Source organism: Micromonospora sp. NPDC000316 (assembly GCF_042898885.1).
Lineage (GTDB): Bacteria > Actinomycetota > Actinomycetes > Mycobacteriales > Micromonosporaceae > Micromonospora.
In genome coordinates this window covers 34,960-59,535 of sequence record NZ_JBIAZG010000020.1, presented here as the reverse complement: position 1 = coordinate 59,535, position 24,576 = coordinate 34,960, and the positions used below count along the sequence as shown (strand labels likewise).

General features: G+C 69.1%; 28 protein-coding genes. 3 read left to right on the top strand and 25 right to left on the bottom strand.

Going from position 1 to position 24,576, the window contains the following annotated elements:
* Positions 1-244: 244 nt before the first annotated feature.
* Both ACFY2Q_RS27025 and ACFY2Q_RS27020 read left to right on the top strand, forming a co-directional pair.
* Entirely contained in the window at positions 245-6,091 is a 5,847-nt protein-coding gene (locus tag ACFY2Q_RS27025) for a ThuA domain-containing protein (RefSeq protein ID WP_387134924.1), read from the top strand.
* A gap of 72 nt (positions 6,092-6,163) precedes the next feature.
* Entirely contained in the window at positions 6,164-6,697 is a 534-nt protein-coding gene (locus ACFY2Q_RS27020; protein WP_387134922.1) for a hypothetical protein, read from the top strand.
* Positions 6,698-6,779: 82 nt separating this feature from the next.
* Here ACFY2Q_RS27020 and ACFY2Q_RS27015 read toward each other — a convergent pair whose 3' ends face one another.
* The 3 genes from ACFY2Q_RS27015 to ACFY2Q_RS27005 all read right to left on the bottom strand — a co-directional run bounded on the left by ACFY2Q_RS27015 (position 6,780) and on the right by ACFY2Q_RS27005 (position 10,135).
* Entirely contained in the window at positions 6,780-7,742 is a 963-nt protein-coding gene (locus ACFY2Q_RS27015; RefSeq protein ID WP_387134920.1) for an aldo/keto reductase, read from the bottom strand.
* A 67-nt stretch (positions 7,743-7,809) separates the two neighbouring features.
* Positions 7,810-9,489 carry an ABC-F family ATP-binding cassette domain-containing protein gene (locus ACFY2Q_RS27010; protein WP_387134917.1) on the bottom strand — a complete coding sequence of 560 codons (1,680 nt, stop codon included), beginning with the start codon at positions 9,487-9,489 and terminating at the stop codon, positions 7,810-7,812.
* A 40-nt stretch (positions 9,490-9,529) separates the two neighbouring features.
* Positions 9,530-10,135: a class I SAM-dependent methyltransferase gene (locus ACFY2Q_RS27005; RefSeq protein ID WP_387134915.1), complete on the bottom strand. Its 606-nt coding sequence runs from the start codon at positions 10,133-10,135 to the stop codon at positions 9,530-9,532.
* Between the two features lie 104 nt (positions 10,136-10,239).
* Between ACFY2Q_RS27005 and ACFY2Q_RS27000 the strand changes: the two genes are divergently transcribed.
* Complete coding sequence (locus ACFY2Q_RS27000; RefSeq protein ID WP_387134913.1) at positions 10,240-11,301, top strand: hypothetical protein; 1,062 nt, start codon at positions 10,240-10,242, stop codon at positions 11,299-11,301.
* A 3-nt stretch (positions 11,302-11,304) separates the two neighbouring features.
* On the opposite strand, the gene truA is transcribed toward ACFY2Q_RS27000, so the two are convergent.
* The 22 genes from truA to rplN all read right to left on the bottom strand — a co-directional run bounded on the left by truA (position 11,305) and on the right by rplN (position 24,509).
* Positions 11,305-12,153 carry a tRNA pseudouridine(38-40) synthase TruA gene (gene truA, locus ACFY2Q_RS26995; RefSeq protein ID WP_387134910.1) on the bottom strand — a complete coding sequence of 283 codons (849 nt, stop codon included), beginning with the start codon at positions 12,151-12,153 and terminating at the stop codon, positions 11,305-11,307.
* 68 nt (positions 12,154-12,221) lie between these two features.
* A complete protein-coding gene (gene rplQ / locus ACFY2Q_RS26990) occupies positions 12,222-12,779 on the bottom strand; it encodes a 50S ribosomal protein L17 (protein ID WP_387134908.1) in 558 nt (185 codons plus the stop codon).
* A gap of 34 nt (positions 12,780-12,813) precedes the next feature.
* Entirely contained in the window at positions 12,814-13,836 is a 1,023-nt protein-coding gene (locus tag ACFY2Q_RS26985; protein ID WP_007465227.1) for a DNA-directed RNA polymerase subunit alpha, read from the bottom strand.
* 98 nt (positions 13,837-13,934) lie between these two features.
* A complete protein-coding gene (gene rpsD, locus ACFY2Q_RS26980) occupies positions 13,935-14,561 on the bottom strand; it encodes a 30S ribosomal protein S4 (RefSeq protein WP_357006894.1) in 627 nt (208 codons plus the stop codon).
* A 13-nt stretch (positions 14,562-14,574) separates the two neighbouring features.
* Positions 14,575-14,982 carry a 30S ribosomal protein S11 gene (gene rpsK, locus ACFY2Q_RS26975; protein ID WP_030329919.1) on the bottom strand — a complete coding sequence of 136 codons (408 nt, stop codon included), beginning with the start codon at positions 14,980-14,982 and terminating at the stop codon, positions 14,575-14,577.
* Positions 14,983-14,999: 17 nt separating this feature from the next.
* The gene (gene rpsM / locus ACFY2Q_RS26970) at positions 15,000-15,380 is read right to left on the bottom strand and encodes a 30S ribosomal protein S13 (protein ID WP_007465236.1); all 381 of its coding nucleotides are present in this window, start codon (positions 15,378-15,380) and stop codon (positions 15,000-15,002) included.
* Positions 15,381-15,647: 267 nt separating this feature from the next.
* Positions 15,648-15,761 (bottom strand): 50S ribosomal protein L36, encoded by a 114-nt coding sequence (rpmJ, locus tag ACFY2Q_RS26965; protein WP_012184307.1) that lies wholly within the window; start codon positions 15,759-15,761, stop codon positions 15,648-15,650.
* A gap of 91 nt (positions 15,762-15,852) precedes the next feature.
* On the bottom strand, positions 15,853-16,074 hold the full coding sequence (gene infA / locus ACFY2Q_RS26960; protein WP_007073013.1) for a translation initiation factor IF-1: 222 nt from the start codon (positions 16,072-16,074) through the stop codon (positions 15,853-15,855).
* Between the two features lie 289 nt (positions 16,075-16,363).
* Entirely contained in the window at positions 16,364-16,978 is a 615-nt protein-coding gene (locus ACFY2Q_RS26955; RefSeq protein ID WP_387134970.1) for a DUF1707 domain-containing protein, read from the bottom strand.
* Positions 16,979-17,171: 193 nt separating this feature from the next.
* Positions 17,172-18,023 carry a type I methionyl aminopeptidase gene (map, locus tag ACFY2Q_RS26950; protein ID WP_387134905.1) on the bottom strand — a complete coding sequence of 284 codons (852 nt, stop codon included), beginning with the start codon at positions 18,021-18,023 and terminating at the stop codon, positions 17,172-17,174.
* Positions 18,024-18,110: 87 nt separating this feature from the next.
* Entirely contained in the window at positions 18,111-18,764 is a 654-nt protein-coding gene (locus tag ACFY2Q_RS26945; protein WP_357006888.1) for an adenylate kinase, read from the bottom strand.
* On the bottom strand, positions 18,765-20,093 hold the full coding sequence (secY, locus tag ACFY2Q_RS26940) for a preprotein translocase subunit SecY (protein ID WP_357006886.1): 1,329 nt from the start codon (positions 20,091-20,093) through the stop codon (positions 18,765-18,767).
* A 235-nt stretch (positions 20,094-20,328) separates the two neighbouring features.
* A complete protein-coding gene (gene rplO / locus ACFY2Q_RS26935; protein ID WP_053653930.1) occupies positions 20,329-20,772 on the bottom strand; it encodes a 50S ribosomal protein L15 in 444 nt (147 codons plus the stop codon).
* The gene (gene rpmD, locus ACFY2Q_RS26930; RefSeq protein WP_030329904.1) at positions 20,772-20,954 is read right to left on the bottom strand and encodes a 50S ribosomal protein L30; all 183 of its coding nucleotides are present in this window, start codon (positions 20,952-20,954) and stop codon (positions 20,772-20,774) included. The genes rplO and rpmD overlap by 1 nt, the downstream gene beginning before the upstream one ends.
* On the bottom strand, positions 20,954-21,568 hold the full coding sequence (gene rpsE, locus ACFY2Q_RS26925; protein WP_007465263.1) for a 30S ribosomal protein S5: 615 nt from the start codon (positions 21,566-21,568) through the stop codon (positions 20,954-20,956). The genes rpmD and rpsE overlap by 1 nt, the downstream gene beginning before the upstream one ends.
* Positions 21,569-21,601: 33 nt before the next feature.
* Positions 21,602-21,991 carry a 50S ribosomal protein L18 gene (rplR, locus tag ACFY2Q_RS26920; protein ID WP_030329901.1) on the bottom strand — a complete coding sequence of 130 codons (390 nt, stop codon included), beginning with the start codon at positions 21,989-21,991 and terminating at the stop codon, positions 21,602-21,604.
* Positions 21,988-22,530 carry a 50S ribosomal protein L6 gene (rplF, locus tag ACFY2Q_RS26915; protein ID WP_124860508.1) on the bottom strand — a complete coding sequence of 181 codons (543 nt, stop codon included), beginning with the start codon at positions 22,528-22,530 and terminating at the stop codon, positions 21,988-21,990. Before rplF ends, rplR begins: the two co-directional genes overlap by 4 nt.
* A gap of 16 nt (positions 22,531-22,546) precedes the next feature.
* The gene (gene rpsH / locus ACFY2Q_RS26910) at positions 22,547-22,954 is read right to left on the bottom strand and encodes a 30S ribosomal protein S8 (protein ID WP_007465270.1); all 408 of its coding nucleotides are present in this window, start codon (positions 22,952-22,954) and stop codon (positions 22,547-22,549) included.
* Positions 22,955-23,070: 116 nt separating this feature from the next.
* Entirely contained in the window at positions 23,071-23,256 is a 186-nt protein-coding gene (locus ACFY2Q_RS26905; RefSeq protein ID WP_272613587.1) for a type Z 30S ribosomal protein S14, read from the bottom strand.
* Position 23,257: 1 nt separating this feature from the next.
* Complete coding sequence (rplE, locus tag ACFY2Q_RS26900; RefSeq protein ID WP_354944330.1) at positions 23,258-23,824, bottom strand: 50S ribosomal protein L5; 567 nt, start codon at positions 23,822-23,824, stop codon at positions 23,258-23,260.
* Positions 23,824-24,144, bottom strand: a complete 321-nt coding sequence (rplX, locus tag ACFY2Q_RS26895) for a 50S ribosomal protein L24 (protein ID WP_172899047.1) — start codon at positions 24,142-24,144, stop codon at positions 23,824-23,826. Before rplX ends, rplE begins: the two co-directional genes overlap by 1 nt.
* The gene (gene rplN, locus ACFY2Q_RS26890) at positions 24,141-24,509 is read right to left on the bottom strand and encodes a 50S ribosomal protein L14 (RefSeq protein WP_015619002.1); all 369 of its coding nucleotides are present in this window, start codon (positions 24,507-24,509) and stop codon (positions 24,141-24,143) included. The genes rplX and rplN overlap by 4 nt, the downstream gene beginning before the upstream one ends.
* Between the last annotated feature and the right edge of the window lie 67 nt (positions 24,510-24,576).

Sequence of the window (24,576 nt, the reverse complement as noted above, 5' to 3'; positions counted from 1 at the left end):
CCGGGTCATACGGCGAAATCAGGTGGGTGCTTCATCCGGTCCTGTTCGGAATGTCGCCCGCCGTTGCAGAACCGTTACCCGCCGGCATCTTGCCCGACATAGATCCAACCGAATTAATTTGTTCAGCGATTCGACAAAATGCCGGCGCGGCCACCCTGGCACGGTGTCCCACCCGGCTCCATCTGGGACGGTCTTCGGCGAGCCGGCCCCCGCGATCCCTGTCCACCGCGACAAAGGAGGCGGCGTGTCACGAACTCGTCGTGCCCGCGTACCACTCACCGCTACCCTGCTATCCCTGGCCCTCGCCTCGTCGACCCTGTTCGGCCTGCCGGCGCAGGCGGCTCCGGCCGCCGCCCAGGTCCCCCCGCGGGACGCGAAGGCCGCCACCCCGGTCAGCCAGGTGGTGCCGAAGGCACCGAAGGCCGCCGCAGCTGACGCCTTCTCCGTCCTGGTCTTCTCCAAGACCGCCGGTTTCCGGCACGACTCCATCCCCACCGGCGTCGCCGCCATCCAGCAGCTCGGAGCCGCCAACGGGTTCACCGTCGACGCCTCCGAGGACGGCGCGTCATTCAACGACGCCAACCTCGCCAAGTACAAGGCGGTGATCTGGCTCTCCACCACCGGCGACGTCCTCGACGCCGACCAGCAGGCCGCCTTCGAGCGGTACGTGCGGGCCGGCGGCGGTTACGTAGGCATCCACGCCGCCTCGGACACCGAGTACAGCTGGGCCTGGTACGGCGACCTGGTCGGCGCGTACTTCGCCAACCACCCGGCCAACCAGCAGGCAACGGTCAAGGTGGAGGACCACGCCCACCCGTCCACCGCCGAACTGCCGGACCGCTGGTCCCGGTTCGACGAGTGGTACAACTTCCAGACCAACCCACGGCCGGACGTGCACGTGCTGGCCAGCCTGGACGAGAAGAGCTACAACCCGGGTGCCGGCGCGATGGGCGCCGACCACCCGACGGCCTGGTGTCAGGACTTCGACGGCGGCCGTTCCTGGTATACAGGGGGCGGGCACACCCGCGAGTCGTTCGCCGAGCCCGAGTTCCTCAGCCACCTGCTCGGCGGCATCCGGACGGCGGCCGGCGTGGTAAACGCCGACTGCGGCGCCTCGAAGACCTCCAACTTCGAGAAGGTCACGCTGGACAGCAACACCAGCAACCCGATGGAGTTGGACATCGCCCCCGACGGGCGGGTCTTCTACATCGAGCGCGACGGTCGTGTGCAGATCATCAAGCCGGACACCGGCAACACCGTCACCGCCATCGACCTGGACGTCTTCACCGGCAACGAGGACGGCCTGATCGGCATCCGGCTCGACCCGGACTTCGCCACAAACAAGTGGGTGTACCTCTACTACGCCCCGAACGACGGTGTCACCCGTAACCTGCTGTCCCGGTTCACTGTGAACGGCGACACCATCGACGCGGCAAGCGAGAAGCAGGTGCTGCGGGTCGACACCCAGCGCAACACCTGCTGCCACGCGGGCGGCAGCATGACGTTCGACAGTGACGGCAACCTCTACCTGGCCACCGGTGACAACACCAACCCGTTCGAGTCGAACGCGTTCACGCCTATCGACGAGCGGCCGGGTCGCCAGGACTACGACGCGCAGCGCACCTCCGGCAACACAAACGACCTGCGCGGCAAGGTGATCCGGATCCACCCGGAGGACGACGGGACGTACACGGTCCCGGCGGGCAACCTCTTCGCTCCGGGCACCGAGAAGACCCGCCCCGAGATCTACGCGATGGGCTTCCGCAACCCGTTCCGGATCGGCACCGACCCGAAGACCAAGACGCTGTACGTCGCGGACTACGGGCCGGACGCCAACGCGGACAACCCGAACCGTGGCCCCCGGGGTCTTGTCGAGTGGAACATCGTCACCCCCGGCAACTACGGCTGGCCGTACTGCACGGGCACGAACGAGGCCTACAACGACTACACGTTCCCGTCCGGCCCGAGCGGCGCGAAGTTCGACTGCGCGGCACCTGTGAACAACTCGCCGAACAACACGGGCCTGACCAACCTCCCGCCTGTCGTTCCGGCCACCGTCGACTACGGCTACGCCGGTGACGCGCGGTACCCGGAGATCGGTGGCGGCGGCGCTCCGATGGGCGGCCCGGTCTACCGGTACGACGCGGACCTCAACTCGACGCGGAAGTGGCCGGCGTACTACGACGGCAAGGCGCTGCTCGGCGAGTGGAACCAGTCGAAGATGTACACCATGCAGGTGACCCCCGACGGCAAGTCGTTGGTGGACATCAACCAGTTGCTCACCGGAATGTCCATGGTCCGGCCGATGGACTTCGAGTTCGGCCCGGACGGCGCGTTGTACCTGATCGAGTGGGGCAGCGGCTTCGGCGGCAACAACGACAACTCCGGCGTCTACCGGATCGACTACACCGCCGGTGACCGCGCGCCGATCGCAGCGGCGTCCGCCACCCCGACCTCGGGACCGGCACCGCTGACCGTCACCTTCTCCAGCGCCGGCTCCCGGGACCCGGACGGTGGCACGCTCACCTACGCGTGGGCCTTCGGCGACGGGCAGACCTCCACCGAGGCCAACCCGACGCACACCTACGCCGCGGCGGGCAGCTTCACCGCCCAGCTCACCGTCACCAACCCGAAGGGCCGCACCGCGGTAGCGAACGTGCCGGTCACCGTGGGCAACACCGCACCGACCGTGAGCATCGAGTTCCCGCCGGACGGTGGCTTCTTCAACTGGGGCGACCAGGTCCGCTACTCGGTGAAGGTGACCGACCCCGAGGACGGGCAGATCGACTGTGACAAGGTGCAGCTGCAGGTGCTGCTCGGTCACGACGAGCACGCCCACCCGCTGGAGCAGCACACCGGCTGCACCGGCACCGTCCAGACGTCGCTCGCCTCCGGGCACGGCGCCGAGGCGAACGTCTTCGCGGTCTTCGAGGCCACCTACACCGACGAGGGTGGTGCCGGCGGTTCCGGCCCGCTCACCGGCCGGGCGATCGAGATCCTGCAGCCGAAGCAGAAGCAGGCCGAGTACTTCACCGCCACCGGCCGTGCGCCGGTGAGCACCGGCGGCGGAGACGCCGGCGTGCAGCGGGAGACCGGCGCCGACTCCGCCGGCGGCGGCCAGAACATCGGTTTCATCGAGGATGGCGACTGGTGGTCGGTCGCTCCGGCGGACCTGACCAACATCACCGAGATCCGGTTCCGGGCCGCCTCGGCCGCCGCTGGCGGTCGGATCGAGGTCCGCGCGGGCGCTGTCGACGGACCGGTGGTCGCCACGGCCACCGTGCCGGCTACCGGCGCGTGGCAGACGTACACGGACGTGAGCGCGCCGGTCACCGGTGCCGCGAGCGGCTCGCTGTTCTTCCTGGCCCGCGATCCGAACGGCGGGACGGGCTCGCTGTTCAACGTCAACTGGATGGACTTCGTCGGCCGCGGCGTCACCGAGAACGCGCCGCCGGTCGTCAGTGCCACCGCCACCCCGGCGACCGGCACCGCGCCGGTCACCGTCGCCTTCGACGGCACGGCCACCGACGCCGAGGGTGACACCCCGCTGACGTACGCCTGGGACTTCGGTGACGGCGGCACGGCGTCCACCCTGGACGCCAGCCACACCTACACCAGCCCGGGCACCTTCACGGCCACCCTCACGGTGACCGACAGCAAGGGCGCCAAGTCCTACGCCACGGTGCCGGTGCGGGTGGACGCTCCGGACACGTCCTGCTTCGGGGCGCGGTCGGACGACTTCAACGGCACCAGCCTCGACAAGGCCCGGTGGACGAGCGTGGTCCGGGAGAACCAGCTCTACTCGGTAAGCGGCGGTGCGCTGCGGCTGCCGACCGGCGTGGGTGACCTCTACGGCGCTCGCAACGACGCCACGAACCTGGTGCTCCAGGCGGCTCCGACAGGTGCCTGGGAGATGACCACGAAGGTCACGTTGCCGGTGACTGCCAACTACCAGCAGGCTGGCCTGCTGGTCTACGGCGACGACGACAACTACGCCAAGGTGGACCTGCTGTACAACGGCAGCCGGCGGGTGGAGTTCATCCGGGAGACGGCTGGCACGCCGCGCAACGACGCTGCCGACAGCGCCGCCGCACCGGCGGGTGACACCGTGTACCTGCGGATCACAAGTGACGGAACGAACCTGACCGCCGCCGCCTCCGGCGACGGGCAGACGTTCACACCGGTCGGCCGCTCGGCCGAACTCGCCGGGATCACCAACCCGCGGATCGGGGTCTTCGCGCTCAACGGTGGCACCGAGGCGCCGGTTGTCGACGCGGCCTTCGATTCGTTCCAGGTCACGCCGGACGCCCCGGCTGGGCCGGTCGACCCGTCGGACGAGTTCACCGGTGACGCGCTCGACAAGTGCCGCTGGGACGCGATCCTGCGGGAGGACCCGGCGGGTTACCGGGTGACCGGTGGCGCGCTGCGGATCGACGTGCCCAACGGTGACATCTACGGCACCGACAACACCGGGCCGAAGAACTTCATCCTCCAGACCGCGCCCTCGGGCGACTGGACCCTGGAGACGAAGGTCGACGGCAGCCTGCTGAACGAGCAGTACCAGCAGGCCGGTCTGATCGTGCAGGCGGACGACGACAACTACCTGAAGTTCGACTTCATCGCGGACAACCAGGCCGGCCAGGCGGTGACGCGGCGGATCGAGTTCCGCAGCGAGATCGGCGGTACGGTCCAGAATCCGCAGCCGGAGGCGGGCAACCTGACCGATGCGGTGTGGCACCTGCGGCTGGCCCGCAGCGGCGACACGTTCACCGCGTCGTACTCGGCCGACGGGACGACCTGGACGGCGTTGGAGCCGTTGACCAACAGCGCGGTCGGGGCCACCCCGAAGGTGGGTCTGTTCACCCTCGGCGCCAACCAGACGGCGTCGAAGACGGCCTCGTTCGACTACTTCCGGCTCAGCACCAGGGCGGTCGACGAGACCGCGCCGGTGACGACGGCGGCGGTGTCGGGCACTCCCACCGAGGGGTGGTACACCGGGCCGGTGACGGTCACGCTTACCGCCGCCGACGAGGCCGGTGGCAGCGGCCTGGCCGGTACGTCGTACCAGCTGGACGGTGCCACCGCGTGGACGCCCTACACCGAGCCGGTGACGGTAAGCGGTGACGGCGAGCACGAGCTGCGGTTCCGCTCGACGGACCAGGCGGGCAACGTGGAGTCGACCAAGACCGTTGCGGTCAAGATCGACGCCACGGCACCGGTGACCTCGGCGACGTTCGCTCCGGCGAACGACGAAGGCTGGCACAACGGGACCATCCCGGTCGTGCTGACCTCGACCGACGCCGGTTCCGGGGTCAAGTCGGTGGAGTGGTCGCTCGACGGTGGCGCGTGGACGCCGTACTCGGAGCCGATCGAGGTGACCGGTGACGGGCAGCACGAGCTGCTGTTCCGCTCGACCGACAAGGCTGGCAACGCCGAGACGCTCAAGTCGGCGGTGCTGCGCATCGACGGCACCAAGCCGACGCTGCTGGTGTCCGGCATCGCCGACGGCCAGCTCTACGGGGACAGCCAGGACGTACGGGTGTCCTGGCAGGCCGTCGACCCGACCTCGGGCATCGCGTCAGTGGTCGGCACGCTGGACGGCAAGGCGTACGCCAGCGGCACCTTGCAGGCCATGTACGAGCTGCCGCTCGGCCTGCACGAGCTGACCGTCACCGCTACCGACAAGGCGGGCAACAAGACCACCTCAGCGGTCCGGTTCTTCGTCACCACCTCGTTCCGGGACATGCAGAACCTGCTGGACCGGTTCAAGGCGACGGGGCGGCTCTCGGCCAAGGCCCACAAGGATCTGACGAAGAAGCTCGACGCCGTCCGCAAGGCTGAGGCGGCCGGCAACGACAACAAGGCGCTCAAGGAGCTTGACGCCTTCCGGAAGCTCGCCGCGGACACCAAGTTGGTGACCGAGGCGGAGATCCGGGACGTGCTGGTCCGCGACGCCGATGCCATGACGGTGCGGCTGGGCGGAACGCCGGCCAGCAACGCCGGGGTCAAGGCGAACAAGGGCAAGCCCGTCAAGGGCGCCGGGCGACTGGGTGAGGACGTCACCCGACTCGCACCGGGCCGCCAGCTCTGATCCATCCGAGGCCCCTCCCCGACACCTCGGTGCCGGGGAGGGGCCTCCCTCAGTTTCAGTGAGGAGACGTCCGTGACACGTATCCGCGCGGTGGTCACCGCCGTACTCGTCGGGCTGGTCCTGGCCCTGCTCTCCACGGGCCCGGCGGCGGCGCACGGCGGCAAGCTCAAGCTGGAAGTCGCCGGTGACGGTGCCGAGGGGGTCACCATCCAGGCCACCTACGGTGACGGGCACCGGCTGGACAAGCCGGTGCGGTTGGTCCTCACCGGCACCGGCCCGGACGGGCAGAAGCTCGGCCCGCTGCAACTGGAACCGGCACCCGAAGGGCAGGGCTTCTACAGCAGCGGTCCCGTGCTCTCCCCGGGCCGGTGGCGGGTGACGGTGACCGCGCCGGCGCCCAACCCGGGTAAGGCGGCCGCCGAGATTCAGGCGACTGTCGCGCAGACGGCACCGGCTCCCGCGCCGGTGGCGATGACTGCCGCGGCGGACACGCCCCGTGGGCGCGGGGTGGGCGGCGGTTGGTGGCCGATCGCGGCCGCGGGCCTGGTGCTCACCGCCGCCGCGATGGGTGTGGCGATGCTGTTCGGTCGCCGCCGAGCCAGCTGACCGACGGGCGCTGCGGCGCCCAGACGACGACCGGGCCGGGCCGCGACGAGCGGCCCGGCCCGCACTCGTACGGACCCTCGGTTCAGAGGATGGCGCGCAGCGCCGCCAGGTCCTCGTCGCTCGGCTCCCAGGTGCCGGCAGCGGCGTTGGCGTGCACCTGCTCGGGCGTGGTGGCACCGGCGATCACCGAGGTCACCGCCGGCTGGGCGGCCAGCCCACCGATCGCCACCTGGAGCACCGTCAGACCCCGCTCGGCGGCGTACGCCTCGATCGCCTCGATGGTGTCCCAGTCGGCCGCCGCGAGCCGCTCGGCGTACCGGCCGCCGCCGGAGAGCCGGCTGCCCGCCGGGGGCTGCTCGCTGCGCTTGTACTTGCCGGTGAGCAGACCGTTGGCGAGCGGGAAGAACGGCAGCATGCCGAGGCCGAACCGCTCACACGCCGGGATCACCTCGGTCTCCACGGACCGCTCCAGCAGGTTGTAGTGGTTCTGCGCGCTGATGAAGCGGGCCCGACCGTTGGACGAGGCCACCCAGTCGGCGTCGGCGATCTGCCAGCCGGCGAAGTTGGAGTTGCCCAGGTAGCGCACCTTGCCGTCACGCACCAGATCGTCGAGGGCGGCGAGGGTCTCGTCGATCGGGGTGCCCGGGTCGGGCTCGTGCATCTGGTACAGGTCGATGTGGTCGGTGCCGAGCCGGCGCAGCGACGCCTCCACCGCGCGGGCGATGTAGCGCCGCGCGCCCCGGGCGCCGAAGTCCGGCCCGTTGAGGCCGTTCATGTCCATGCCGAACTTGGTGGCCACCACCACGTCGTCGCGGCGGCCCTTGAGCGCCTGCCCGAGCAGCTCCTCCGAGCCACCCTGCGGCTCACCGTAGATGTCGGCGGTGTCGAACAGGGTGATACCGGCGTCCAGGGCGGCGTCGACAACCGCGCGGGTGCCGTCCAGGTCGAGCTTGCGGCCGAAGTTGTTGCAGCCGATGCCGACCACGGAAACAACGAGCCCGGAGTCGCCCAGCCGGCGATAGGTCATATCAGTCACGAGATCCACCCTATGCCCAGCGAAGGAAGGGCCTCTTACTAACGCCTGGCGTTAGTAAGAGGCCCTTCCTTCGCGCTCAGCCCACGTCCCAGACCGGCTCCGGGGTTTCCACCACCTCGCTGTCGCCCCGGAACAGCACGAACCGGTCGAACGAGCGCGTGAACCACCGGTCGTGGGTGACAGCCACCACCGTCCCCTCGAACGCGTTCAGGCCCGCCTCCAGGGCCTCGGCGCTGGCCAGGTCGAGGTTGTCGGTGGGCTCGTCGAGCAGCAGCAGGGTCGCCCCGGACAGCTCCAGCAGCAGCACCAGGAACCGGGCCTGCTGCCCGCCGGAGAGCGTGCCGAACCGCTGGTCACCCTGCGCGGCCAGCTCGTACCGGCTGAGCACACCCATCGCCGCGTGCCGGTCCATCCCGGTGCGGTGCTCGTCGCCCCGCCAGAGGATCTCGACAAGCGTCTTCGCCATCAACTCCGGCCGGTCGTGCGTCTGGGAGAAGTGCCCGGGTCGGACCCGGGCACCGAGCCGGGCCGTGCCGTCGTGTGCCACCGGGGCGAGCGCGCCCGCGCCGTCGACGGGCCCGTTCGCCGGGTCGGGGTCGGTGCCGCCGCGGGCCAGCAGCCGCAGGAAGTGCGACTTGCCGGTGCCGTTGGCACCGAGCACCGCCACCCGGTCGCCGTACCAGATCTCCAGGTCGAAGGGGAATGTCAGGCCGTCGAGCTCAAGCTTGTCGCAGACGACGGCGCGCTTGCCGGTCCGCCCGCCGGTCAGCCGCATCCGGATGTCCTGGTCCTTCGGGGGTACGGGCGGCGGCCCGGCCTCCTCGAACTTGCGCAGCCGGGTCTGCGCGGCCTGGTAACGCGAGGCCAACCCGTCGTTGTACGCCGCCTTCTGCTTGTACATCAGCATCAGCTCACGCAGCTTCTGGTGCTCCTCGTCCCACCGTCGACGCAGCTCGTCGAGGCGTGCGTGCCGGTTCGTCCGCGCCTCGTGCCAGCTCGCGAAGCCACCCGGGTGCACCCAGGCGCTGCCGCCCTCCACTGCGACCACCCGGTCGGCGGTCTGTGCCAGCAGCTCACGATCGTGCGAGACGTAGAGCACCGACTTGGCCGACTCGCGCAGCCGCGCCTCCAGCCAGCGTTTCCCGGGCACGTCGAGGAAGTTGTCCGGCTCGTCGAGCAGCAGCACCTCGTCCGGGCCACGCAGCAGCAACTCCAACGCGAAGCGCTTCTGCTGCCCACCGGAGAGGGTGCGCACCGGCCGGTCCCGGACGGCGTCCCAGGGCTTGTCGAGCACGATTGTGGCGACGGTGTCGAAGAGCACCTCGGCGTCGTACCCGCCGGCTTCGCCCCAGGCGCCCAGCGCATCGGCGTACGCCAACTGGGCCTTGCCGGCCGCGTTGCTGAACTTGCCGCGGACCTCGGCCGCCCGCATGGCCGCCTCGGTCTCGGCAAGCCGCCTGCCAGCCTCACGCAGCGGCGGCGGTGCCAGCGACAGCGCCAGGTCGGCGAGTGTCGTCTCGTCGCCGATCATGCCGATGAACTGGCGCATCACGCCGAGACCGCCGGCCCGCGCGACGGCGCCGGTGCGCACCGGCAGGTCACCGGCGACCATCCGCAGCAGCGTCGTCTTTCCCGCGCCGTTCGGCCCGACCAGGGCGACCTTGCTGCCCTCGCCGACCCGGAACGACACGTCGGCGAAGAGTTCCCGACCGTCGGGCAGGATGTGCCCGACCGCTGCCACGTCCACGTATCCCACGCCGGGATCCTGCCCCAGCAACGGCCGGGGGGACATCCAATTACCGGGTGACCCGCAGCACCCGGAACCCCTTCTGGCTGGCGTGCCGCTCGACCTGCCAGCCCTGGTCAACGAGCCATCGGTGCAGCGAGTCGCCGCCGAGGTGGCGGGCGACGACCAGCCAGCCGACGCCCTCCGGGGCGAGCCGGGGCAGCCAGCGCAGCAAGAGCTCGTGCAGGCCGTCCTTGCCGATCCGGATGGGTGGGTTGGACCAGAGTTGGGCGAACCGTAGGTCTTCCGGCACCTCGTCCGGCGCGCGGACCAGGATCCGGTCGGCGGCGTTCACCCGGGCCGCGTTGGCTTCGGTCAGCTCGCGGGCGCGGGCGTTGACGTCGACCGCCCAGACGGTGCTCGCAGGTGCCAGGTCGGCCAGCACGCACGCGATCGGCCCGAATCCGCACCCGAGGTCGAGCAGGTCGCCCGTGGCGTCTTCTGCGGGCAGGTCGGCCTTGCGCAGGAGTACGGCAGTGCCGGGGTCGAGGCGGCTGGCGGAGAAGACCCCGCCGGCCGAGACGAGCCGGTAGTCGCGGTCGGCGACAGTGAACTCGACCTCGCGCGCCGGGGCGTCGCTGGCGGGTTGAGCGGTGAAGTAATGGTCGCCGGTCACGCAGGCAATTCTCGCACCGGCTCAGGTGGCTCCACGACACGGGCCACACATACATTTCTCCATTATTACCCCCTAAAGGGACAAGGGCTCCTACTCTGGGCGACATGGTGTATCGGTACGAGTCCGATGAGGACGCATTCGAGGAGTACCCGGGGCCTGGGTCCGACCTGCCCGCACCCGGCGCCGGGTCGCCCCCGCCCGCCGGGCCCTCCCCCTCGCGCTTCCCCGCCCCGTCGCTGCCCCGGGCGAACCAGCTGATGCTGCCCTCGGCCCAGCCGCCACCGGTCGCCCGTGCCGCCGCTCCGGAGGCCACCCCCCTCGGTCAGGTCTACACCTCCGCGCATCCGGTGGAACCGACCACCCGGCGCGGTGGCGGACGGCTCTGGCAGGCGGTGATCGGCGGTGCCGCCGTCCTGGTGCTGCTCGCCCTCTGCGGCCTGGGCGCCGCCGCTCTGCTTGCGGACCGCAACCAGGAGCCGCAAACCACTCCGACCCTCCAGCCGAACGCCGCCCCGAACCCTTCCCCGCAGCGGCAGGACCTCGACTCCCGGGACACCGACCAGTCCCCGCTCACCGCCAAGGAACTCTTCCCCGCCAAGGAACTGAAGCTCACCGACGGGCAGCCCGCCTACCAGGTGCTCAAGACGCACTCCAGTGGCAGTTGCGCGGTCGCCGCCACCGGCGAGGTGGCCGACCTGCTGGTCCGGCTCGGCTGCAACCAGGTCGTCCGGGCCACGCTGCGCGCCCCGGGCGGCGACCACCTGGTCACCACAGGCCTGTTCAACCTCACCGACAAGGTGAGCGCGGAACGGACCCGGGACCGGCTCCGGCAACTGCTCGACGAACGGCAGGGCCGCTTCCGAGGCCTGACCGCCGGCGACGATGACGGCACCGACGTGCTGACAAGCGCACCGGCGCGGGTCGGCTGGCAGGTCCGCGGGCACTACCTGGCGTACGCGCTTGTGGTCCGCGCGGACGGCACCGCTGTGAAGTCCGGCGACGCCAAGATCCGCGAGATCCTGTTCGACATGATCGAGGTGCATCTCAGCCGGGGCGTCCTGCAACGCCGGGCCGACACCGCAATCGCAGCACAGCCGACGGCGGAGCCGACCGAGCGCAGCGGAACCCAGAGCGGCAGCAACGACGACGAGTTGCCGGGCGACTGACCGTCAGCCCTCGATCGACACTGCGTCGTCGGCCGGGACGCGCAGGCGGCGGGTGAGGTCGGCGCGGCGGGCGTACTCGGCCGGGTCGGCCGGATAACCGACCTCGACAAGGGTCAGCCCGTGCGCCGGGGCCACCGTGACCTCGCTGGACCGTTCCCTGCGGGTGAGCAGGCTGCCCGGCCACTCGACCGGGCGGCGGCCGTCGCCGGCCACCAGCATGGCCCCCACCAGGCTGCGCACCATCGCCTGGCAGAACGCGTCCGCCTGCACGGTGGCGACAAGGATGCCGTCCGGGTCGCGACGCCAGTCCAGCCGGGTCACCTCGCGCAGCGTCGTCGCGTGTTCCTTGCGCCGGCAGTACGCGGCGAAGTCGTGCTCCCCCACCAGGCCGGTCGCGGCGGCGTTCAGCGCGGCCAGGTCCAGCGGCTTCGGCCAGGCCAGCACCTCGTGCCGGCGCAGCGGCTCCGCGCCGAAGGGCGCGTCGGTGACCCGATACTCGTAGCGCCGGAAAGTGGCCGAGAAGCGTGCGTCGAAGTCTGCCGGCACCGCGGTCATCGCCCGTACGCGCACGTCGGTGGGGAGCAGCCGGGCCAGCCGACGCAGCAGCCGTCCCTCGTGCTGACGCCACACGTCGACGGGGAGATCCAGGTGGCAGACCTGACCTGTGGCGTGCACGCCGGCGTCGGTCCGTCCCGCCACTGTCAATCCGGTGGCCGTGCCGGCACCGAGGACCAGGTCCAGGGTCTCGACGAGCACCCCGGCGACGGTGCGCCGCGTCGGCTGGGCGGCCCAGCCGGAGAAACCGGCGCCGTCGTACGAGACGTCCAGCCGGAGCCGGATGCGCTCGTCCACCTCGTACCTCCTGTCATGGGTCGGGCCCGGCACCCCGATGGGGGTGCCGGGCCCGACGTTGCCCTTGATCAGGCCTTGTTCTCGGTGGCCTCGTCGCTGTCCTCGCGGGCGGCGGCGGTGTCACCGGACGCCGACACCGGCGCCTCGGAGTCCTGGTCGGCCGGGGCCGACTGCGGGGCCTCGTCAGCCGGGGCGAGCGCCTCGACCTTGTCCTGCTGCGCCGCCTTGCGGGCCGCGGTCTTCTTGTTCACCTTGGGCTCGGCGACCTGAAGCTCCTCGACCAGCTCGATGATCGCCATCGGCGCGTTGTCACCCTTGCGGGGACCGGTCTTCACGATCCGGGTGTAACCGCCGGGGCGGTTGGAGTACCGGGGCGCGATCTGGTCGAACAGGGCGTAGACAACGTCCTTGTCCTTGACGACACCCAGCACCCGACGCCGCGAGGCGAGGTCACCGCGCTTGGCCTTGGTGATGAGCTGCTCGGCCAACGGGCGCAGCCGCCGGGCCTTCGTCTCGGTGGTCTGGATCTTGCCGTGCTGGAACAGCGCGGTGGCCAGGTTCGCCAGCATCAGCCGCTCGTGCGAGGGGCTGCCGCCGAGGCGGGGGCCCTTGGTGGGCGTGGGCATTTTTGGTGCTCCTCAGTTGTGGCGGCAGCGCGGACTAGAGCTGCTCGGTCTCGCGGTAGTCGTCGGTGTCGTAGTCGGCCTCGCCGAAGGTGTCCACGACGTGCGCCGGGTCGAAGTTCGGGGCAGAGTCCTTCAGCCCCAGACCCATCCCGGCGAGCTTCATCTTGACCTCGTCGATCGACTTCTGACCGAAGTTGCGGATGTCGAGGAGGTCGGCCTCGGTGCGCCCGATGAGCTCACCAACGGAGTTGATGCCCTCGCGCTTGAGGCAGTTGTAGGAACGGACGGTGAGGTCCAGCTCCTCGATCGGCAGGGCGAGGTCCGCCGCCAGCTGAGCGTCCTGCGGGGACGGCCCGATGTCGATGCCCTCGGCGGTCTCGTCCAGCTCACGGGCAAGCCCGAACAGCTCCACGAGCGTCGAACCGGCGGAGGCCAGCGCGGTACGCGGACCCATCGACGGCTTGGTCTCGACGTCGATGATCAGCCGGTCGAAGTCGGTCCGCTGCTCGACACGGGTCGCCTCGACGCGGTAGGTCACCTTCAGCACCGGCGAGTAGATCGAGTCGACCGGGATGCGGCCGATCTCGGCGCCGGACTGCTTGTTCTGCGCCGCCGTCACATAGCCCCGGCCCCGCTCGACGGTCAGCTCCATGTCGAGCCGGCCCTTGCCGTTCAGGGTGGCGAGCTTCAGGTCCGGGTTGTGCACCGAGACACCGGCCGGGGGCTGGATGTCGCCCGCGGTCACGTCGCCCGGGCCCTGCTTGCGCAGGTACATGCTGACCGGCTCGTCGTGCTCGGAGCTGACGCACAGCTCCTTGATGTTCATGACGAGCTCGACCACGTCCTCCTTGACACCGGGGATCGTGGTGAACTCGTGCAGCACACCGTCGATCTTGATCGAGGTGACCGCCGCACCCGGGATCGACGACAGCAGGGTGCGCCGCAGCGAGTTGCCCAGGGTGTAGCCGAAGCCCGGCTCGAGCGGCTCGATGGCGAACCGCGACCGGGTCTCGTTGATCGACTCCTCGGAGAGGGAGGGTCGCTGACTGATGAGCATCTTGTCTCTTCTCTTCCGGGACGCCCGCTATTTGACGTCCACGACACAAACTGTTCCGGTGGCCCGCCCCGAAGGACGGGCCACCGCAACGAGCCCGACTACTTGGAGTAGAGCTCGACGATCAACTGCTCCTGGACCTGCGTGTCGATGACCTGCCGGGCCGGGAGGGAGTGCACGAGCACCTTCATCTGGCTCGGGATGGCCTCAAGCCACGCCGGCACCGTCTTCGAGCCGGCCTGAGCCTGCGCGACGATGAACGGGGTGAGCTCCTTGCTCTTGGCCCGAACCTCGATGATGTCGTGCTCCTTGACGCGGTACGACGGGATGTCGACCTTCTTGCCGTTCACCGTGAAGTGACCGTGCTTGACCAGCTGGCGGGCCATGTCCCGCGAGTGGGCGTAGCCGGCCCGGTAAACGACGTTGTCCAGCCGCGACTCGAGGATCTGCAGGAGGACCTCACCGGTCTTGGCCTGCTTGCCAACGGCTTCCTCGTAGTAACCGCGGAACTGCTTCTCCAGCACGCCGTAGACACGGCGGGCCTTCTGCTTCTCGCGGAGCTGGAGCAGGTACTCCGTCTCCTTCGTGCGGCCGCGGCCGTGCTGCCCGGGCGGGAACGGCCGGGACTCGAACGGGCACTTCGGACCATCGCACTTGCTGCCCTTGAGGAACAGCTTCATCTTCTCCCGCCGGCAACGGCGGCAGTCAGCACCGGTGTAACGAGCCATCTCTCTCTACCTCTCAGACCCGACGACGCTTAGGCGGACGGCATCCGTTGTGCGGCTGCGGGGTGACGTCGGCGATCTGGCCGACCTCCAGCCCGACGGCCTGCAGCGAACGGATAGCGGTCTCCCGGCCGGAGCCGGGGCCCTTGACAAACACGTCGACCTTGCGCATGCCGTGCTCCATGGCGCGACGCGCGGCGGCCTCGGCGGCCAGCTGCGCGGCGAACGGAGTCGACTTGCGGGAGCCCTTGAAGCCCACCTGGCCAGCGGAGGCCCAGGAGATGACCGCACCGGTCGGGTCCGTGATGGACACGATGGTGTTGTTGAACGTGCTCTTGATGTGCGCCTGCCCGTGGGCGACGTTCTTGCGTTCCTTGCGCCGGACCTTCTTTACAGCGGCTCCGGCACGAGCCTTCGGTGGCATAAGTCTGTGCGCTCCTATTACTTCTTGCCGGGCTTCTTCTTGCCGGCGACGGTCCGCTTCGGGCCCTTGCGGGTCCGTGCATTGGTCTTGGTCCGCTGGCCACGCACGGGCAGGCCCCGGCGGTGCCGGATGCCGGCGTAGCAGCCGATCTCGACCTTGCGGCGGATGTCAGCGGCGACCTCGCGGCGCAGGTCGCCTTCAACCTTGTAGTTGCCCTCGATGTGGTCGCGGAGCTGAACGAGCTCCTCGTCCGTGAGGTCCCGAGCGCGCTTGTCCGGCGAGATGCCGGTAGCGGCGAGTGTCTCCAGGGCGCGGGTGCGACCGACCCCGAAGATGTAGGTGAGCGCGATTTCCATCCGCTTCTCGCGGGGGAGATCCACGCCGACTAGACGTGCCATGTGCGGGCGTACTCCTCGTGATGTGTGGCGGAGGTGTGGACCCGTCCCATCCCGCTACCGGCCGTCCCGTCTTTCCGACGCGATAAGCGTCGGCGACCGGGATCGGTCGCTGCCCGAGCGGGCCCCGGCCTCCGACCGGGGGTCAGCCACGAAGGAGTACGTCTTCACGTACCGCTCGCGGCTGGGACGAGCATGTGTGTTGTGTGTGTCGCTAAGGATCTGCCCGACACAACGCCACCCGACCGTGTCCGGCCGGACGGGCTGAGATCAGCCCTGGCGCTGCTTGTGGCGCGGGTCGGTGCAGATGACCATGACCCGGCCGTGCCGTCGGATAACCCGGCACTTGTTGCAGATCCTCTTGACGCTCGGCTTGACCTTCACGGTTGCCTTACTTCCCATCTGGCCCGGGAACGCGCGAGACGCGAGACCGGACGTCGAAGACGGACACGGGACTTCCCGGCCGCCGTCAGGACTACTTGTAGCGGTAGACGATGCGCCCGCGGGTCAGGTCGTACGGCGAGAGTTCGACGACGACCCGGTCCTCCGGCAGGATACGGATGTAGTGCTGCCGCATCTTGCCGCTGATGTGAGCCAGCACCTTGTGGCCGTTCGCGAGCTCCACGCGGAACATAGCGTTCGGCAGGGGCTCGATGACTCGACCCTCGATCTCGATGGCTCCGTCTTTTTTCGGCATGTCCTCCGCTGTCCTGACGTCGATTGCTCCGGGCGGCCCACAACGCCTTACACGGGGAACTGACCAAGATCAGATGCCCGCGCCAGCCGCGGCTCCAGCTCCCACCGAAGCGCAGGGTGGGCATGCCGGAGTGGACGCTGTGCGCCGAACAGAAAGTGTACGCCGGCCTGCGCGTCGCCGCCAAACCGGCCGGGCACCCGACCACCGTGTCGGCCGCAGGCCCATCCGCCGGACACCCGATGATCTTCCCGGGACCGCGGCGACGGGAGCCGGACTGCCTCGCGGCGGGTCAGCCTGCCGGTCGCGGTTCATCCCGTTCATCGGGTTTGTCCAGTTGGCCCTTGCTCGCGCGCAACTCGCGCTGACGCTCCCGCTTCGCCCGCTTACGCTGCCGCCGGCGCTCCCGCTCGATCGCCCGGCGCTTGGGCTCTCCCCCGGCCAACCCCGTGACCGTGCGAACCGCAAGCACCGCACCCCACGGCCCGCCCACCCAGGCCGGCCAGAAATAGAGAAACTCCCCGCTGAGTAGCGACGTCACCGCCCAGATGGCCACCACGATGCCGATCACCTGCAGGTACGGCTGCCACACCTCAGCCATCCACCGGAAGGTGACGCCACGGCCCGCCCGGACCGGTTGGCCGTCCACCACCCCGCTCAGCGGCCCGGCCTCGGGGCTGGCCGACGGGTTGGTCGGTGCCAGCGCCGAACGCTGCGCGGGCGCCACCGGGGGCAGGTCGGCAAGCAGTGCGTCCAACTCGGCGTACGTGCGCGCCGCGTACGCGTTCTGCACACGCTCGTCGTACTCGTGCAGGTCCAGCCGACCTTCGCCGAGAGCAATACGCAACCGGTCGGCCACTGCCTCGCGATCCGCGTCTGCCGCTCGCATCCCGTCGCGCCCGTCCATGCCGGCAAGCATGCCACCCGCGCGCCCGTCGCGTCCGGCCCACCGAGCCGCCATGATCCACTCGCGGCGATTGCCCTCGATCCACTCCATGTCGCCGATATCGGTGCATCAGACGAGCCGGATACAGCCGGATCGGCGATATGGAGTCGATCAACGCGGGCCCGTCAGGGCCGGGTTGAGGCGGCCGGGCCGGTCAGGGTGCGGTTGAGGCGGCGGGTTCGCGGGCGGTCACCAGGTCGCCGAGGCGGGCCCGGCCGCCGTCGAAGGCCGTGAGCACCCATACGCCGTCCGGCAGCAGGGCCATCGAATGCTCGACATGCGCTGCGACCGAGCCGTCCCGGGTGACGACCGTCCAACCGTCGGCCAGTTCGACCGTACGCGGCGACGCCATGGTGATCATCGGCTCGATCGCCAACGCCATGCCGGCGACCAGTCGGGGGCCCTTGCCGGGCCGGCCGTGGTTGAGCACGTGCGGGTCCTGGTGCATCTCGGTGCCGATGCCGTGCCCGCCGTAGCCGTCGACGATGCCGTACCGGCCGCCCTTGCGGACAGCGGTCTCCACGGCGTGCGAGATGTCCGTGAGGCGCCCCTTGCCGCTTGCCGCACCCCGCGCGGCGGCGGCGATACCTGCCCACATCGCGTCTTCGGCCACCTCGGCCATCTTCAGCAGCGCCGGGTCGACGTCGCCGACGCCGACGGTGATGGCGGAGTCGCCATGCCACCCGTCCAGCACCGCACCGCAGTCGATCGAGATGAGATCGCCGTCGGCGAGCACCTGGTTGGGCGAGGGGATGGCGTGCACGATCTGCTCGTTGACCGAGGAACAGATCGACGCCGGAAAGCCGTGGTAGCCCTTGAACGACGGGACACCGCCCGCCTCGCGGATCGTCGACTCAGCGATGGCGTCCAGATCGGCGGTGCTCACCCCGGGCGCCACCGCCTCGCGCATGCGACGCAGGGCCTCGGCGACCACCAACCCGGCGGCCCGCATCTTCTCGATCTGGTCAGGGGTCTTCAGCTGGATATCCAGCTGGGGACGACGCATGGAGCGATTACCTTTCGTGGACGTTCAGCGGGGCACGTCACGCGTACCCCGCTGTTCGCACTCTATCCGCCGTGGTCCGGCCGGACCTCAGCCGCCGTACGACCGCAGGGCGTCGATAGCCCGCGTGGTGACGTCCTCCACCGGGCCGGTGGCGTCGATCCCGACCAGCTTGCCCTGGGCGCCGTAGTAGTCGACCAGGGGCGCGGTCTTCTCGCTGTATTCCCGCAGACGGGTGGCGATGGTCTCCGGCTTGTCGTCGTCCCGCTGGAACAGCTCGGCGCCGCACCGGTCGCAGATGCCCTGCCGGGTAGTGGCGTCGAACTCGACGTGCCAGATCTTGCCGCAGCCCCGGCAGGTACGCCGGCCGGACAGCCGCCGGATCACCTCGTCGTCGTCGACCACAAGCTCCAGGACCAGATCCAGCGCGGTGCCCAGGTCGGCGAGGAGCTTGTCCAGGGCGGCGGCCTGCGGAGTCGTCCGCGGGAAGCCGTCGAGCAGGAAACCCTCGCTGGCGTCGGGCTCGGCGAGCCGGTCCCGGACCATGTTGATGGTCACCTCGTCCGGAACCAGCTCGCCTGCGTCCATGTACCGCTTCGCCTCGACACCGAGTGGCGTGCCCTGGGTGACGTTCGACCGGAAGATGTCACCGGTCGAGATCTTCGGCACCGAGAGGTGGGCGGCGATGAACTCGGCCTGCGTGCCCTTGCCCGCGCCCGGCGGGCCAACCAGAACGAGTCTCATCTACCGCAGGAACCCTTCGTAGTTCCGCTGCATGAGTTGGCTCTCGATCTGCTTCACGGTCTCCAGACCGACGCCGACCATGATGAGCACAGCGGTGCCGCCGAACGGGAAGTTCTGGTACTGCTGGTTGTCCAGCCAGATGAAGAAGAAGTTCGGCAGGATCGAGATGACACCCAGGTAGAGCGCGCCCGGCAGGGTGATCCGACTGAGGATGAAGTCCAGGTAGTCGGCGGTCGGCTTGCCCGGGCGGATGCCCGGCACGAACCCGCCGTACTTCTTCATGTTGTCCGCGACCTCGGTCGGGTTGAACGTGATCGAGACGTAGAAGTACGTGAAGAAGATGATCAGCAGGAAGTAGACCGAGATGTAGATCGGGCTGTCCGGAGCGACCAGGTTGTTCTGGATCCACGCCTGGGTCTTGCCCGGGTCGGTCTGGTCGAAGAACTGCAGGGCCAACTGCGGCAGGTAGAGCAGCGACGAGCCGAAGATGACCGGGATCACACCAGCCTGGTTGACCTTGAGCGGGATGTAGGTCGAGGTGCCGCCGTACATCCGCCGGCCGATCATCCGCTTGGCGTACTGCACCGGGATCCGGCGCTGTGCCTGCTCGATGAACGTGACCGCGGTGATGACCACCAGGACCAGCGCGATGACCAGGGCGAACATGTCCCAGCCCTTGCTGGTCTTGATCTGCCAGCCCTCGCTGGGCAGCCGAGCCGCGATCGAGGTGAAGATCAGGACCGACATGCCGTTGCCGACGCCGCGGTCGGTGATGAGCTCACCGAGCCACATGACCATGCCGGTGCCGGCGGTCATCGTCATCACCAGGATGGTCAGGGTCAGCCAGTCCGGGATGCCGGTGCCGGTGGGGATGATCGGGAACTGGTCACAGCGGTTCTGGAAGAGCTGGCCGGAACGGGCCAGGGCCACGAACGCCGAGGCCTGCAGCACGCCGAGACCAAGAGTCAGGTAGCGGGTGTACTGGGTGATCTTCGCCTGGCCGGCCTGGCCCTCCTTGCGGAGCTGCTCCAGGCGCGGGATCACGACGGTAAGCAGCTGCAGGATGATCGACGCTGTGATGTAGGGCATGATGCCCAGCGCGAAGACCGAGAGCTGTAGTAGCGCTCCACCAGAGAACAGGTTGAGCAGATTCAGCACACCCGTCGTCTCACCCTGGAGAGTGTCGAGGCACTTCTGCACGTTGCCGTACGAGACGCCCGGACTGGGCAGCGTGGCACCCATCCGGTAGACCGCGATGATGCCTACTGTGAACAGCAGCTTCTTGCGCAGGTCAGGCGTACGGAACGCACTGAGAAAGGCGGACAGCAACTTCTTCCTCCTGCGCGAGGCGGGCCGCCGGTGATCGCTGGCGGGTCGGGGTGGACCCCGGGCGAGTGCCCGGAATCCATGGCTGGGATGGGACTCTAACAGCCCTATCCCCGTCCGGGCAGATGCGCCCGGCTACATATACCGATTCCGATGTTACCGGGCGCATACGCCCCAGGCAGACCATGGCGCCCGCCCAGTTGCTCACAACCGGACGGGCGCCATGGGTCGTACGTCCTTACAGCTCGGTGGCGGAGCCACCGGCAGCGGCGATCTTCTCCTTGGCCGACGCGCTGAACGCGTGCGCCGACACCTGGAGCGCCACCCCACCGAGATCCCCGGTGCCGAGGACCTTGACCGGGTGGCCCTTGCGGACCGCCCCAGCCTCGACCAGCTCGAGCGGGCCAACCTGGCCGCCGTTGGGGAACAGCTCGGCGAGACGGTCCAGGTTGACCACCTGGAAGACCACCTTGAACTTGTTCTTGAAGCCCTTCATCTTCGGCAGGCGCATGTGGATGGGCATCTGCCCACCCTCGAACGCCGCCGAGATGTTCTTACGGGCCTTGGAGCCCTTGGTACCGCGACCAGCGGTCTTGCCCTTGGAACCCTCACCGCGACCCACACGGGTCTTAGCGGTCTTGGAACCGGGCGCTGGGCGCAGGTGATGCACCTTGATCGTCATTACTCAACCTCCTCGACCTTCACGAGGTGGTTGACCGTGAAGATCATGCCGCGGATCTCGGGCCGGTCTTCCTTGACCACCACGTCGTTGATCCGCTTGAGACCGAGCGAACGCAGCGAGTCGCGCTGGTTCTGCTTGGTCCCGATGCCGGACCGGAGCTGGGTGACCTTCAGACGTGCCATCAGCGCGCCACCCCCGCACGCGAGGCCAGCATGGCGGCCGGCGCGACGTCCTCCACCGGCAGGCCACGACGCGCCGCGACCTGCTCGGGGGACTCAAGCCCCTTCAGGGCCGCCACGGTGGCGTGCACGATGTTGATCGGGTTCGACGAGCCGAGGCTCTTGGAGAGCACGTCGTGGATCCCGGCGCACTCCAGCACGGCACGCACCGGACCACCGGCGATGACACCCGTACCGGCCGAGGCCGGCTTGAGCAGCACCACGCCAGCGGCGTCCTCACCCGTCACCGGGTGCGGGATCGACTGGCCGATACGCGGAACCTTGAAGAAGTGCTTCTTGGCCTCCTCGACACCCTTGGCGATAGCCGCGGGCACCTCCTTGGCCTTTCCGTAGCCCACGCCGACCGTGCCGTCGCCGTCGCCCACGATCACCAGGGCGGTGAAGCTGAAGCGACGACCACCCTTCACGACCTTGGCGACGCGGTTGATCGCGACGACCCGCTCAAGGTGCGGGGTCTTCTCGACGGGCGCGTTTCCGCGGCCGCCCTCACGGCGGTTGTCGCGGCGACCACCCTCGTTGCCACCGGACCCGCCGCCACGGCGCTGTTGACCTGGCATCAGCAGCCTTCCTTATCTCTCGTGACGGGGTTGTTAGAACTCGAGCCCGGCTTCGCGGGCGGCGTCGGCAAGCGCGGCGACTCGCCCCGCGTACCGGTTGCCACCGCGGTCGAAGACGACCTTGGAGACGCCGGCGGCCTTGGCCCGCTCGGCGAGCAGCGCGCCCACCTTGCCGGCGAGGGCGCTCTTGTCGCCCTCGGCACCGCGCAGCGAGGCGTCCAGGGTCGACGCCGACGCCAGGGTGTGACCCTTGGTGTCGTCGACGATCTGGGCGACCATGTGCCGCAGCGAGCGGGTGACGACCAGGCGCGGACGCTCGGCCGTACCGCTGACGTTCTTGCGGACGCGGAAGTGCCGACGCGCACGCCCAACGGCGCGCTTGGCGGCGACGCCGCGGCGGCGCTTGAGCAGCGTGGCGCTCACTTCTTACCTGCCTTTCCGGCCTTGCGGCGGATGACCTCGCCCTGGTACTTCACGCCCTTGCCCTTGTAGGGCTCCGGCGGGCGGATCTTCCGGATGTTGGCGGCGACCTCACCGACCTGCTGCTTGTCGATGCCAGCCACGTGGAACAGGGTCGGCCGCTCCACCGTGAAGGTGATGCCCGCCGGGGCGGGGACGACCACCGGGTGCGAGAACCCGAGCGCGAACTCGAGGTCCGAACCCTTGGCGGTGACCCGGTAACCGGTGCCGGCGATCTCCAGGCTCTTGCGGTAGCCCTCGGTGACCCCGACGATCATGTTGGCAACCAGCGTACGGCTCAGGCCGTGGAGTTCCTTGGCCTTGCGCTCGTCGTTCGGCCGGTTGACGCTCAGCTGCCCATCCTCGGCCCGCTCGATCGTGATCGGCTCGGCGAGGGTGTGCTGGAGCTGGCCCTTGGGGCCCTTGACCTTGACGGTCTGCCCGTCGATCGTGATGTCGACGCCGGCTGGTACCGGGATCGACTTACGTCCAATTCGCGACATTTCTACCTGTCTCCCGTTACCAGACGAAGGCGAGGACTTCCCCGCCAACACTCCGCTTGCGGGCCTGCCGGTCGGTCAGCAGTCCCTGGGACGTCGAAATGATCGCCACGCCCAGCCCACCGAGCACCCGCGGGAGCCCGTCCGACTTGGCGTACACCCGGAGACCGGGCTTGGACACGCGCTTGATGCCGGCCAGGCTCCGCTCGCGGTTCTGGCCGTACTTCAGCTCGACGACCAGTCGCTTGCCGACGGCGCCCTCCTCGGGCTCCTCGACCGACCAGGTGGCGATGTAACCCTCGGCCTTCAAGACCTCGGCGATGTTCGCCTTGATCTTGGAGTAGGGCATCTTCACCTGATCGTGGTACGCCTGGTTGGCGTTACGCAGACGCGTGAGCATGTCTGCGATCGGGTCGGTCATCGTCATGGATTTCGTCAGCCTTTCTCGCCGGGGTTCCCGGGGCACCAGCCCCGGGCCTACGGCGAAGAGCAATACCTAATCGGTGCAGGAGTTCCCGGCTGACAGCCGGGACGCAGTCGCCCTTACCAGGAAGCCTTGGACACACCCGGCAGCTCACCGCGGTGGGCCATTTCCCGGATGCAGATCCGGCACAGCCCGAACTTGCGGTAGACCGCCTTCGGACGCCCGCACCGCTGGCAGCGGGTGTACGCGCGAACCGAGAACTTCGGCTTCGCGGCCGCCTTGATGATCAGCGCCTTCTTGGCCATCTCAGTTCTCCTTGAACGGGAAGCCCAGGAGCTTGAGCAGCGCCCGGCCCTCGTCGTCGGTCGTGGCGGTCGTGACCACCGTGATGTCCATGCCCCGCTGGCGATCGATCCGGTCCTGGTCGATCTCGTGGAACACCGACTGCTCGGTCAGACCGAACGTGTAGTTGCCGTGCCCGTCGAGCTTGCGCCCGTCCAGACCGCGGAAGTCGCGGATACGCGGCAGCGAGATGGACAGCAGCCGGTCCAGGAACTCCCACATCCGGTCACCGCGAAGGGTCACCTTCGCGCCGATCGGCATGCCCTCGCGGAGCTTGAACTGCGCGATGGACTTGGTCGCCCGCCGCACCTGCGGCTTCTGGCCGGTGATCGTGGCGAGGTCGCGGACCGCGCCGTCGATCAGCTTGGCGTCGCGAGCAGCCTCGCCGACACCCATGTTGACGACGATCTTGACCAGCCGCGGCACCTGCATGGGGTTGCCGTAGCTGTGCTGCTCACGCAGCTGGGCCACGATCTCGTTGCGGTACCGCTCCTTGAGGCGCGGCAGAGTCTTTTCGGTAGCCGTGGTCATCACAGGTCCTTACCGGTGCTACGCGCGATGCGGACCTTCTGGCCGTTGTCGTCGATCCGGTAACCGACGCGGGTCGGCTTGCCGTCGGAGTCCAGGACCTGCACGTTCGAGACGTGGATCGGGGCCTCCTGAGTGACGATGCCGCCGGTCTTGGCGCCACGCTGGGTGGTGCTGATGCGGGTGTGCTTCTTGACCCGGTTCACGCCCTCGACCAGGACCTTGTCCTGCCGAGGGTAGGCCTGAATGACCTTGCCCTTGGCACCCTTGTCCTTGCCGGCGATGACGACGACCGTGTCGCCCTTCTTGACCTTCACGGTCACAACACCTCCGGCGCGAGGGAAATAATCTTCATGAACCGCTTGTCCCGCAGCTCCCGGCCCACCGGGCCGAAGATACGGGTACCACGCGGGTCCCCGCCGTCCTTGATGATGACGGCGGCGTTCTCGTCGAAGCGGATGTACGAGCCGTCCGGACGCCGCTTCTCCTTGGCGGTGCGGACGATGACCGCCTTGACGACGTCGCCCTTCTTGACACCGGCACCCGGGATCGCGTCCTTGACGGTGGCCACGATGACGTCGCCGATACTCGCGTAGCGCCGACCGGAGCCACCGAGAACCCGGATGCACAGGATCTCCCGAGCACCCGTGTTGTCGGCGACGCGCAGTCGCGACTCCTGCTGAATCACGTCTATCTCCTATGTCTGCCGGTTCTCCGGCCGCCGTGGCGGCCGGAGCCTGGCGGAACCAACGCCC

Excerpts from the sequence above, each read along its gene's own strand:
- ACFY2Q_RS27000 (WP_387134913.1), top strand. The coding sequence starts at position 10,240 with ATGGTGTATCGGTACGAGTCCGATGAGGACGCATTCGAGGAGTACCCG.
- ACFY2Q_RS26905 (WP_272613587.1), bottom strand. The coding sequence starts at position 23,256 with ATGGCCAAGAAGGCGCTGATCATCAAGGCGGCCGCGAAGCCGAAGTTC.
- rplQ (WP_387134908.1), bottom strand. The coding sequence starts at position 12,779 with ATGCCCACGCCCACCAAGGGCCCCCGCCTCGGCGGCAGCCCCTCGCAC.
- map (WP_387134905.1), bottom strand. The coding sequence starts at position 18,023 with ATGCGTCGTCCCCAGCTGGATATCCAGCTGAAGACCCCTGACCAGATC.
- rplF (WP_124860508.1), bottom strand. The coding sequence starts at position 22,530 with ATGTCGCGAATTGGACGTAAGTCGATCCCGGTACCAGCCGGCGTCGAC.
- rpmD (WP_030329904.1), bottom strand. The coding sequence starts at position 20,954 with ATGGCACGTCTGAAGGTCACCCAGCTCCGGTCCGGCATCGGGACCAAG.
- infA (WP_007073013.1), bottom strand. The coding sequence starts at position 16,074 with ATGCCGAAAAAAGACGGAGCCATCGAGATCGAGGGTCGAGTCATCGAG.
- ACFY2Q_RS26945 (WP_357006888.1), bottom strand. The coding sequence starts at position 18,764 with ATGAGACTCGTTCTGGTTGGCCCGCCGGGCGCGGGCAAGGGCACGCAG.
- ACFY2Q_RS26955 (WP_387134970.1), bottom strand. The coding sequence starts at position 16,978 with ATGGACGGGCGCGACGGGATGCGAGCGGCAGACGCGGATCGCGAGGCA.
- rpsH (WP_007465270.1), bottom strand. The coding sequence starts at position 22,954 with ATGACGATGACCGACCCGATCGCAGACATGCTCACGCGTCTGCGTAAC.
- rpsD (WP_357006894.1), bottom strand. The coding sequence starts at position 14,561 with ATGGCTCGTTACACCGGTGCTGACTGCCGCCGTTGCCGGCGGGAGAAG.
- rplO (WP_053653930.1), bottom strand. The coding sequence starts at position 20,772 with ATGACGATCAAGGTGCATCACCTGCGCCCAGCGCCCGGTTCCAAGACC.
- rpsM (WP_007465236.1), bottom strand. The coding sequence starts at position 15,380 with ATGGCACGTCTAGTCGGCGTGGATCTCCCCCGCGAGAAGCGGATGGAA.
- ACFY2Q_RS26985 (WP_007465227.1), bottom strand. The coding sequence starts at position 13,836 with ATGCTCATCAGTCAGCGACCCTCCCTCTCCGAGGAGTCGATCAACGAG.
- rplE (WP_354944330.1), bottom strand. The coding sequence starts at position 23,824 with ATGACCACGGCTACCGAAAAGACTCTGCCGCGCCTCAAGGAGCGGTAC.
- rpsE (WP_007465263.1), bottom strand. The coding sequence starts at position 21,568 with ATGCCAGGTCAACAGCGCCGTGGCGGCGGGTCCGGTGGCAACGAGGGT.
- rpsK (WP_030329919.1), bottom strand. The coding sequence starts at position 14,982 with ATGCCACCGAAGGCTCGTGCCGGAGCCGCTGTAAAGAAGGTCCGGCGC.